Genomic DNA, 10,000 nt, shown 5'->3' with positions numbered 1-10,000 from the left:
AGTTTCCAATGACCCTCCCCGGTTGAGCCGGGGGCTTTCACATCAGACTTAAGAAACCGCCTGCGAGCCCTTTACGCCCAATAATTCCGGACAACGCTTGCCACCTACGTATTACCGCGGCTGCTGGCACGTAGTTAGCCGTGGCTTTCTGGTTAGGTACCGTCAAGGTGCCGCCCTATTTGAACGGCACTTGTTCTTCCCTAACAACAGAGCTTTACGATCCGAAAACCTTCATCACTCACGCGGCGTTGCTCCGTCAGACTTTCGTCCATTGCGGAAGATTCCCTACTGCTGCCTCCCGTAGGAGTCTGGGCCGTGTCTCAGTCCCAGTGTGGCCGATCACCCTCTCAGGTCGGCTACGCATCGTCGCCTTGGTGAGCCGTTACCTCACCAACTAGCTAATGCGCCGCGGGTCCATCTGTAAGTGGTAGCCGAAGCCACCTTTTATGTCTGAACCATGCGGTTCAGACAACCATCCGGTATTAGCCCCGGTTTCCCGGAGTTATCCCAGTCTTACAGGCAGGTTACCCACGTGTTACTCACCCGTCCGCCGCTAACATCAGGGAGCAAGCTCCCATCTGTCCGCTCGACTTGCATGTATTAGGCACGCCGCCAGCGTTCGTCCTGAGCCAGGATCAAACTCTCCGATAAAGTAGTTTGACTGACTACGCACATCGCTGTGCGATTTATTTAAAACTTTGAATTAACAGGTACGTTTTGTCTTGTTTAGTTTTCAAAGAACTTTGTTGCTTCTCTCGAAGCGACCTCTTAATCATAACATTTTCAGTTTGCTAGGTCAATACTTTTTTAAAAAATATTTTCGCTAGGCTTGCCTTTCTATTAAAAAGACAACAAAAATGATTATATCAGCATCATCACTATGTGTCAAAGCTTTTTTTCATTTCTTTATATAGTAAAAGCGCAGCCTGCTACAGCTGCGCTTCTACGTTTATACTTCTTCCGTTTCTTCCGGCTCTTCTTCATTCTTTTCCACAAGCGCCACAGTGGCTACATGCTCTTGATCAGACATGCGGATCAGACGGACGCCTTGTGTTACGCGTCCCGTAGTGGAGATATCATTAATATCCATTCTGATTAACACGCCGCTTGCCGTAATAATCATTAAGTCCTCTTCGCCTTTTGTTGCTTTCACGGTTACTAACGGACCGTTGCTGTCAGTGATTTTACATGTTTTAAGGCCTTTTCCGCCCCGGCTTTGAACTCTGTATTCTGAAGCCGGCGTGCGTTTGCCGTAGCCGTTTTCTGTCACTATGAGGACGTGGGAGTCTTCTTCAAGAATCTCCATGCCTACAACGACATCATCGTCTGTCAGCGTGATGCCTTTAACACCCGCAGCTGTGCGTCCCATTTGTCTTACATCTGCTTCAGGGAAACGGATCAGCAAACCGTTCTTCGTTCCGATGATGATTTGTTTCTTGCCGTCAGTCAGGCGGACGGCCATCAGTTCATCGTCTTCCCGGAGACCTAGGGCGATCAGCCCGTTATTCCGTATATTCGCAAACTGGGACAGTGCCGTACGTTTCGACACCCCTTGTTTGGTCGTAAAGAAGAGGTATTGCTCCTCATCAAACGTGCTGACCGGAATAATAGCATTAATCCATTCGCCTTTTTCAACCTCCAGAAGGTTAATAATCGGAATGCCTTTTGCCGTACGGCCGTATTCAGGGATTTCATATCCTTTAGAACGGTATACCTTCCCTTTATTAGAGAAGAACAGGATCGTATCGTGCGTTGATGTGGAAATTAAGTGTTCCACAAAGTCATCTTCATTCGTTCCCATTCCCTGTACGCCTTTTCCGCCCCGTTTTTGGCTGCGGTATGTGGACGCCGGGAGACGTTTAACATAGCCGTTATGGGTCAGTGTGATGACGATATTTTCTCTCTCGATAAGATCTTCATCTTCAATTGTTTCAAGACCGGACGTCACGATTTCAGTGCGTCTCTCATCATTGAAACGCTCTTTGATTTCATTAAGTTCTTCACGGATGATCTCAAGAACTCTTGCTTCATTGGCTAAAATATCTTTCAGCTCGGCGATAAGCGCAACAAGTGATTGATATTCCTCTTCAATCTTTTCGCGCTCCAGACCGGTTAATCGCTGAAGGCGCATATCCAGAATGGCTTGCGCTTGTTTTTCAGTCAGTGAGAATTGTTCGATCAAACCTGTTCTCGCAATTTCAGCCGTCTGGGAATTGCGGATAAGAGAAATAACGGCATCTAAATGATCGAGAGCAATTCTTAAACCTTCCAGAATGTGAGCTCTCGCTTCCGCTTTGCGGAGTTCGTAAGCCGTTCTGCGCCGGATCACAACCTTTTGGTGATCAAGATAATGCTCCAGACATTGTTTCAGGCTTAGTACCTTCGGCTGTCCGTCAACGAGCGCCAGCAGGTTGATTCCGAAAGACGTCTGCAGGGCCGTTTGTTTGTACAGGTTATTCAAAATGACGTGAGCATTGGCGTCACGGCGGATCTCAATGACGATTCTCATTCCGTTACGGTCGGATTCGTCACGCAGATCGGTAATTCCTTCGATTTTTTTGTCCCGGACAAGATCTGCGATTTTTTCAATTAATCTCGCTTTGTTCACCTGATAAGGAAGTTCCGTGACAATAATTCTTTCTTTTCCCGATGATGTCTCTTCGATTTCAGCCTTAGCCCGGATCGTAATGGATCCCCGTCCGGATTCATATGCCTTGCGGATGCCGCTCCGGCCTAAAATCTGACCTGCAGTCGGAAAATCCGGGCCCGGGATGTATTCCATCAGCTCCTGGTTTGTAATCTCAGGATTCTCACTTACGGCAAGTACGCCTTCAATGACTTCCCCAAGCTGATGCGGAGGAATATTTGTCGCCATTCCGACCGCAATACCGGCAGCTCCGTTGACGAGCAGATTCGGAAATCTCGAAGGCATGACGACAGGTTCTCTTTCTGCGCCGTCATAGTTATCTTGATAATCAATCGTATCTTTCGTAATGTCCCGAAGGATTTCCATTGCGATTTTTGACATTCTCGCTTCTGTGTAGCGCATCGCGGCCGCTGAGTCGCCGTCAACCGAACCGAAGTTGCCGTGTCCGTCAACAAGCATGTAGCGGTAGTTAAAATCCTGCGCCATTCTGACCATTGATTCGTAAACCGCTGAGTCACCGTGCGGGTGGTACTTACCGATAACTTCACCGACGATACGGGCAGATTTTTTATATGGTTTGTCACTGGTCATGCCTAAATCATTCATCGCGTACAAAATCCGTCTGTGAACCGGCTTCAGACCGTCACGCACATCCGGAAGCGCCCGGGATACGATAACGCTCATTGCATAGTCCAGGAAGGATGTCCGCATTTCCTGACTGATATTGACTTCACGTACTTGTGGTGTGTTTTGTTCACTCATTAAAAAAACCTCCCTGAAGTATCACATGAAATAATGTGGGAGTAGATTGTCCATTATGATCTTCAATACGATTTCACTATTCTCCATTATATCAATAAACTTGTGTTTATACACATTAATTTAGTAGAATATACGGGTTTTGCGGGTTTTCAGAGGCTTTAGAAGCCGCTTTGAGAAAAAAGCCTTATTTCTTAACGAAAATAAGGCTTTCTTGGTTAAATATCAAGATTTTTTACGTATCTGGCGTTTGCTTCTATGAAGTTTCTCCGCGGTTCTACTTTGTCACCCATCAGCATTTCAAAAGTCTCGTCAGCGTCCATTGCATCTTCAAGATTGACTTGCAGAAGCGTTCTGGTCGCAGGGTCCATTGTCGTTTCCCAAAGCTGAGTCGCGTTCATTTCTCCAAGACCTTTATAACGCTGGAGGCCGGGCTTAGGTGATTGCGGAAGCTCTTTTAACAGCTCATCAAGCTGCTTATCGTTATAAGCGTATTCCACCCGTTTTCCCTGCTGCACTTTATAAAGCGGCGGCTGGGCAATGTAGACATAGCCGTTTTCGATGATTTCCCGCATGTATCTGTAGAAGAACGTTAATAAAAGCGTTCTGATGTGGGCGCCGTCAACATCGGCATCCGTCATGATGACCACTTTATGATAACGCGCTTTTTCAAGATTAAAATCTTCTCCGATTCCTGTTCCGAGGGCCGTGATCATTGATCTGACCTCATTGTTTGAGAGAATCTTATCAAGTCTGGCTTTCTCAACGTTCAGAATCTTACCGCGCAGCGGCAGAATAGCTTGGAAATGACGGTCCCGTCCCTGTTTCGCTGATCCGCCCGCAGAGTCACCCTCTACGATATACAGCTCGGAAATGCTCGGATCTTTAGAAGAACAGTCCGCCAGTTTGCCCGGCAGATTGGAAATCTCAAGCGCACTTTTGCGCCGGGTCAATTCCCGCGCTTTTTTCGCTGCCATCCGCGCTCTTGCGGCCATTAAACCTTTTTCAACGATTTTGCGGGCTGAGTCCGGATTTTCAAGAAGGAATGTTTCCAGCGCAGAAGAAAACAGCGTATCAGTGATCGTTCTCGCTTCGGAGTTGCCGAGCTTGGTTTTCGTCTGCCCTTCGAATTGCGGATCAGGGTGCTTAATTGAAATAATGGCAGTCAGCCCTTCTCTCACATCATCCCCGCTTAAATTCGGATCATTTTCTTTGAAAATCCCTTTTCTTCTTGCATAGTCGTTTATGACACGGGTCAGACCGGTTTTAAATCCGGCCTCGTGCGTGCCGCCTTCGTATGTGTTGATATTATTCGTGAAAGAATAAATATTGCTTGTATAGCTGTCGTTGTATTGCAATGCAACTTCAACCGTTATGCCGTCTTTCTCGCCTTCGATATAAATCGGCTCTTCATGAACGACTTCTTTGGAACGGTTTAAGTACTCAACATAGCTTTTGATTCCGCCTTCGTAGTGGTACTCGTTTTTCCGTTCTAGTCCTTCACGTTTGTCTTCAATCGTGATGTTTACGCCTTTTGTCAGGAAGGCCAATTCCCGGACACGGTTTGAAAGCAGATCATAGTCGTATACGGTTGTTTCTTTGAAAATTTCCGGATCCGGAACGAAGTGCGTAATCGTTCCGGTCTTATCAGTATCACCGATCACTTCAAGATCGGCCACAGGTACACCGCGCTCGTACGCCTGATAGTGGATTTTTCCGTCACGATGAACCGTAACGTCAAGAGTGGTCGACAAGGCGTTTACGACAGACGCCCCTACACCGTGAAGACCGCCGGATACTTTATATCCGCTTCCGTCAAATTTACCGCCGGCGTGGAGAACGGTCATGATGACTTCAACCGCAGGGCGGCCCATCTTCTCCTGGATACCGACCGGAATGCCGCGCCCGTTGTCCTTAACGGTAATGCTGTTATCTTTTTCAATCTCGATGTTAATATCTGTACAATAACCGGCCAGGGCTTCGTCAATACTGTTGTCGACGATTTCCCACACCAAGTGGTGAAGGCCTTTGCTGTTAGTTGATCCGATGTACATCCCCGGTCTCTTTCGAACAGCTTCCAAACCTTCTAATACCTGTATCTGATTCTCATCATAACTATTTTGCTGCTGTTCCATAGCCATGCACATTCACCTACACTTTTCTTAAACGATATATTCATTGTAAAGATCCGCTAAGAATCTATTTCTAACATAAATTGCGCACGTTTCTTCAGTGTGCCGGAAGATAAGGGAGAGTAATATATATTCTCAGTCGTGACTACGATAGACTTTGGCGTGCCGTTTACGGACGGCACTACTTTTTCTTTCTGTCTGTCCAGAAATTCTTCAACGATCGGCGATACATTGACCTTGCAGTCAAAAATGCCGACGATATCGCGTGTTGAAACGACAAAGTCGTCACCTAAATGAATATACAATCGCTCACCTCATTTCTTCACTTCACTAACGTACCGTTTTCCACACGGAACATTCCTGCTTGATGTAAGGTATCGTGGTCAATGCCATCCACGCTTGTCGTGGTGACAAATGTCTGCACACGGCCTTGGATCGTATGAAGCAAATGGGACTGTCGGTAATCATCCAGCTCGCTTAGTACATCATCCAAAAGTAAAATGGGGTATTCTCCGATTTCTTCATGAATCAAATCTATTTCGGCCAGCTTCAAAGACAAAGCCGTCGTACGCTGCTGTCCCTGCGAACCGTACGTCTGCACATCGCGTCCGTTCACATAAAAAAGGACATCATCCCGATGCGGTCCGAATAATGTGACGCCTCGTTCTATTTCTTTTTCTTTTAATTTCGAAAAAGACTCCTGGTAGCTGTTACCTATTTTCGACAAATCTTTGGGATCTGATACATCAAGCGCCGTGTGATACTTAAGCGTCAGTTCTTCCAGTCCCCGGGAAATGCCGGAATGGATCGGCTGCGCCCATTTTTCAAGCTGCGCCGTAAACTGCAGACGTTTGGCGACAACTTTTGCGGCTGCTTCAATCAGCTGATCAGTGAGAACGTCAAGCATGGTCCGGTCAGTCTGTTTCCGGCTTTGCAGCTGTTTCAGAAAATGATTCCGCTGTGAAAGGATTTTTTGATAAAGAGATAAATCATACAGATAAACGGCAGAAACCTGCCCGATCTCCATATCGAGAAATCTCCTCCTCACCTGAGGGCTTCCTTTGACGAGATTTAAATCCTCAGGGGCAAACATAATGGTGTTCAGCGCTCCGACATACTGACTGAGTTTTTGCTGCTCTATATGATTGACCTTGCCCTTTTTACCTTTTTTGGAGATGACAAGCTGCATCGGGATATCCCCGTTTCGCTTCATCACTCTTCCTTCTATTTTAGCATAGTCTTCGTCCCACCGTATAAGTTCTTTGTCATTTGAGGTGCGGTGTGATTTTGCCATCGAAAGGACATAGATGGCTTCCATCAGATTGGTTTTGCCTTGGGCATTTTCCCCGATGATCACATTCACCTTGTTTTCGAATTGAAGCTCAGCGCGCTCATAATTACGGTAGGATGTTAATTCTAAATTTTGGATATACAACCGCTGTCACCCGCTTTAATTGACGACTTGAAATGAACCAAATCCTTCAATCGCGACCACGTCTCCAACGTAAAGCTTTCTGCCGCGGCGATTGTCAGGTTCATTGTTGACAGTCACCTCATGCTCGCTCAGAAACCACTTCGCCATGCCGCCGGACTGAATCACATCGGCTAATTTTAAAAACTGGCCAAGCGTAATCATTTCTGTATCAATCGAAATCGGATTTGCCATATTATCGACCTCTTTCAAATATCACTAATATCTAATTGTACTAAAAAATCCTGAAATAAGGAAAGGGAAAACTTGAGGGAGCGGCTGATGAATAGAAAAGCTGCCGAACTAAGCCGGCAGCACATTCTGTTTGATTAATACGTTCTGACCGGAAGGATGAGCTGAACGATGGTTTCATCATTCGGCGTACGGATAAGAAACGGTCTCATCGCTCCCGTAAAACTGATACGGATGTCCGCTCCTTCAAGTACTTTCAGTGCGTCCATCATATATTTTGGACTGAATGAAATATTTAATTCCTCGCCGTCAATCTGGTCAGCCAGCACAGCTTCGACCACTTTCCCGATTTCCGGAGAATTTGATGAAATCTCCAGCGAATCCGCCGGTTTGGCAGAAAGCTTTACAACGTTGTTGCGGCCTTCTCTCGCCAATAAAGAAGCACGGTCTATCGCCTGTAAAAATTCCTTCGTGTTCACGACGATTTCCGTTTTGCTTTCCTGCGGAATTAAGCTGGTCGTGTCCGGATAGTTTCCGTCAAGCAATCTTGAGAAGAACAATACGTTTTTCGCTTTGAACAGAACTTGGGTTTCTGTAATGACGATATCAACCAGTTCTTGGTTGTCATCAAGAATTTTGCTCAGCTCGGTTAAGCTTTTCCCAGGAATGACCACGTTATAAGAGCTGTCTTCCGGAATATCAAGCTTCGCCTTTCTTAAAGCGAGTCGGTGGCTATCCGTGGCAGTGCATAATAATTCACCGTTTTCGACTTTCCAGTTTACACCTGTCAAGATAGGGCGTGTTTCTGAGGCGGACACAGCGAACACGGTTTGGCGAATCAGGTTTTTCAAAAGATCCGTCGGAATCTGAATGGCGTGATGCTCTTCGATTTGCGGCAGATGCGGATATTCATCTGCATCAAGGCCGTTTAAATTAAATTCGGCTTTTCCGGAACGGATAATCGTTAAATATTGATTTTGAACTTCGATTTCAACAGTCGCCATCGGAAGTTTTTTAACGATTTCGCTGAAGAAACGGGCTTGCAGCACGATACTTCCCGGCTGATCGATCGTCACGATTTCTTTATCATCATCTTCTTTCGGAATGAATGACTCGATTGAAATATCAGAGTCACTTCCTGTGAAAGATACTCCTTCATCTGAGGCGACGATCTTAATACCGGTGAGAATGGGAATTGTGGTTCTGGATGAAACGGCTTTTAGAACGTCTTGTACACTTTCGACTAAACGATCTTTTTGAATCGTAAATTTCATGTTTATCCTCCTAACGGATAATATAATTAATATATTTTAAAAATAGCAGTAGTAATAGTAGGGCCTGTGGATTTGTGGATAAGTTGTGAAAAAGACAGGAAACACAGCCTATCCACATGTGGACAGACTGTGTATGGCTATGAAAAAGTTATTCACACTTTCCCCGATTCATCCGAGGGCACTATTATTTAAGCAGTTCTTTTATTTCTTTCACCTGCTGCTGAAGCTGCTCGTCATCAATCAGCAGTTTTGAAATCTTTTCATGGGCGTGAATGACGGTTGTATGGTCTCTCCCGCCAAATTCTTCCCCGATTTTAGGCAAAGAAGAATCTGTCATTTCTCTTGAAAGATACATCGCAATTTGTCTTGGGAACGCCACGGATTTCGTGCGCTTTTTCGCTTTGAAATCTTCAAGCTTAATGTTGAACTGCTGTCCGACAATCCGCTGAATCTCTTTTATCGTAATGACCTTCGGCTTAGAAGACGGAATAATATCTTTCAATGCTTCTGCAGCCAGGTCTGCGTTAATGTCTTTATTGATTAAAGATGAATAGGCGACAACCCGGATTAATGCCCCTTCCAGTTCGCGGATGTTGCTGTCAATCTGATTCGCGATGTAAAGCATGACCTCGTTCGGAATATCAAGGCCTTCCGCCTTCGCTTTTTTTCTCAGGATGGCAATCCGCGTTTCCAGATCCGGCGGTGTGATATCCGTAATCAATCCCCATTCGAACCGCGAACGCAGGCGGTCTTCAAGGGTCGGGATCTCTTTCGGCGGTCTGTCGCTGGAAATCACGATTTGTTTGCTTTCTTCATGAAGCGTGTTGAATGTATGGAAAAACTCTTCCTGTGTTTGTTCTTTTCCGGCTAAAAATTGAATATCATCTATCAAAAGTACATCAACGTTCCGGTAGCGGTTGCGGAAATCAACGGCTTTATTATCGCGGATTGAGTTGATGAATTCATTTGTGAATTTTTCAGAAGACAGGTACACCACTTTGGCTGAAGGATTATGATCAATGACATAATGGCCGATTGCGTGCATTAAGTGGGTTTTTCCTAAGCCGACTCCCCCGTATATAAATAAAGGGTTGTACGCTTTAGCGGGTGCTTCCGCCACAGCCAGTGATGCTGCATGGGCGAATCGGTTTCCCGATCCGATGACGAATGTGTCGAATGTATATTTCGGGTTGAGCATGCTTTGGGGAAAATCAGACGGTTCCTCTTTTGCCGCTTTTTTCACTTGCGGTTTCGGTAAAAAGTTTTCTTCGTCCTGATTTTGAGGAATGACAAATTTGACGCTCAATTCTTCCCCGGTTAATTCGTATATGGTATCTGCAATGAGATGTAAGTACCTGGACTCCAGCCAGTCTCTGGCAAATTCATTGGGAGCGGTGATGGTTAAGGTATCCCCTTGCAGCGAATGGGCTTTCGTCGACTTCATCCAAGTTTCGAAACTCGGTTTGCTTAGCTTTTTCTCAATTTGAGCTAGAGCTTGATTCCAAAGATCTAATATATTCTCCAT

Annotated in this window: 7 protein-coding genes and 1 rRNA gene (1 of these 8 cut by a window edge); all 8 read right to left on the bottom strand. The window is 45.7% G+C overall.

Annotation, left to right across the window (positions count from 1 at the left end; translation table 11 throughout):
* Nucleotides 1-651, bottom strand: a 16S ribosomal RNA gene (locus NYE68_RS00040) (it extends 899 nt beyond the left edge of the window).
* Between the two features lie 298 nt (nucleotides 652-949).
* Nucleotides 950-3,409: a DNA gyrase subunit A gene (gyrA, locus tag NYE68_RS00035; protein WP_015239009.1), complete on the bottom strand. Its 2,460-nt coding sequence runs from the start codon at nucleotides 3,407-3,409 to the stop codon at nucleotides 950-952.
* A 215-nt stretch (nucleotides 3,410-3,624) separates the two neighbouring features.
* Nucleotides 3,625-5,541, bottom strand: a complete 1,917-nt coding sequence (gene gyrB, locus NYE68_RS00030; protein ID WP_324636922.1) for a DNA topoisomerase (ATP-hydrolyzing) subunit B — start codon at nucleotides 5,539-5,541, stop codon at nucleotides 3,625-3,627.
* Nucleotides 5,542-5,597: 56 nt separating this feature from the next.
* Nucleotides 5,598-5,843: an extracellular matrix/biofilm biosynthesis regulator RemA family protein gene (locus tag NYE68_RS00025; RefSeq protein WP_004392908.1), complete on the bottom strand. Its 246-nt coding sequence runs from the start codon at nucleotides 5,841-5,843 to the stop codon at nucleotides 5,598-5,600.
* A 17-nt stretch (nucleotides 5,844-5,860) separates the two neighbouring features.
* Nucleotides 5,861-6,973: a DNA replication/repair protein RecF gene (gene recF / locus NYE68_RS00020; RefSeq protein ID WP_007409910.1), complete on the bottom strand. Its 1,113-nt coding sequence runs from the start codon at nucleotides 6,971-6,973 to the stop codon at nucleotides 5,861-5,863.
* 15 nt (nucleotides 6,974-6,988) lie between these two features.
* Nucleotides 6,989-7,204: a ribosome maturation protein RlbA gene (gene rlbA, locus NYE68_RS00015; RefSeq protein ID WP_004392910.1), complete on the bottom strand. Its 216-nt coding sequence runs from the start codon at nucleotides 7,202-7,204 to the stop codon at nucleotides 6,989-6,991.
* A 134-nt stretch (nucleotides 7,205-7,338) separates the two neighbouring features.
* Nucleotides 7,339-8,475 (bottom strand): DNA polymerase III subunit beta, encoded by a 1,137-nt coding sequence (gene dnaN / locus NYE68_RS00010; protein WP_007409909.1) that lies wholly within the window; start codon nucleotides 8,473-8,475, stop codon nucleotides 7,339-7,341.
* Between the two features lie 184 nt (nucleotides 8,476-8,659).
* Entirely contained in the window at nucleotides 8,660-10,000 is a 1,341-nt protein-coding gene (gene dnaA / locus NYE68_RS00005; RefSeq protein WP_007409908.1) for a chromosomal replication initiator protein DnaA, read from the bottom strand.

The sequence above is a fragment of the Bacillus sp. FSL R5-0447 genome (assembly GCF_038606125.1).
Classification (GTDB): Bacteria; Bacillota; Bacilli; order Bacillales; family Bacillaceae; genus Bacillus; species Bacillus velezensis.
Note: the sequence above shows the minus strand (reverse complement) of the source record. Positions and strands in the feature narration are given on the sequence as shown.

Bases quoted from the DNA above. Each gene is read 5' to 3' on its own strand.
- rlbA (WP_004392910.1), bottom strand. From the start codon at position 7,204: ATGGCAAATCCGATTTCGATTGATACAGAAATGATTACGCTTGGCCAG.
- dnaA (WP_007409908.1), bottom strand. From the start codon at position 10,000: ATGGAGAATATATTAGATCTTTGGAATCAAGCTCTAGCTCAAATTGAG.
- gyrA (WP_015239009.1), bottom strand. From the start codon at position 3,409: ATGAGTGAACAAAACACACCACAAGTACGTGAAGTCAATATCAGTCAG.
- dnaN (WP_007409909.1), bottom strand. From the start codon at position 8,475: ATGAAATTTACGATTCAAAAAGATCGTTTAGTCGAAAGTGTACAAGAC.
- gyrB (WP_324636922.1), bottom strand. From the start codon at position 5,541: ATGGAACAGCAGCAAAATAGTTATGATGAGAATCAGATACAGGTATTA.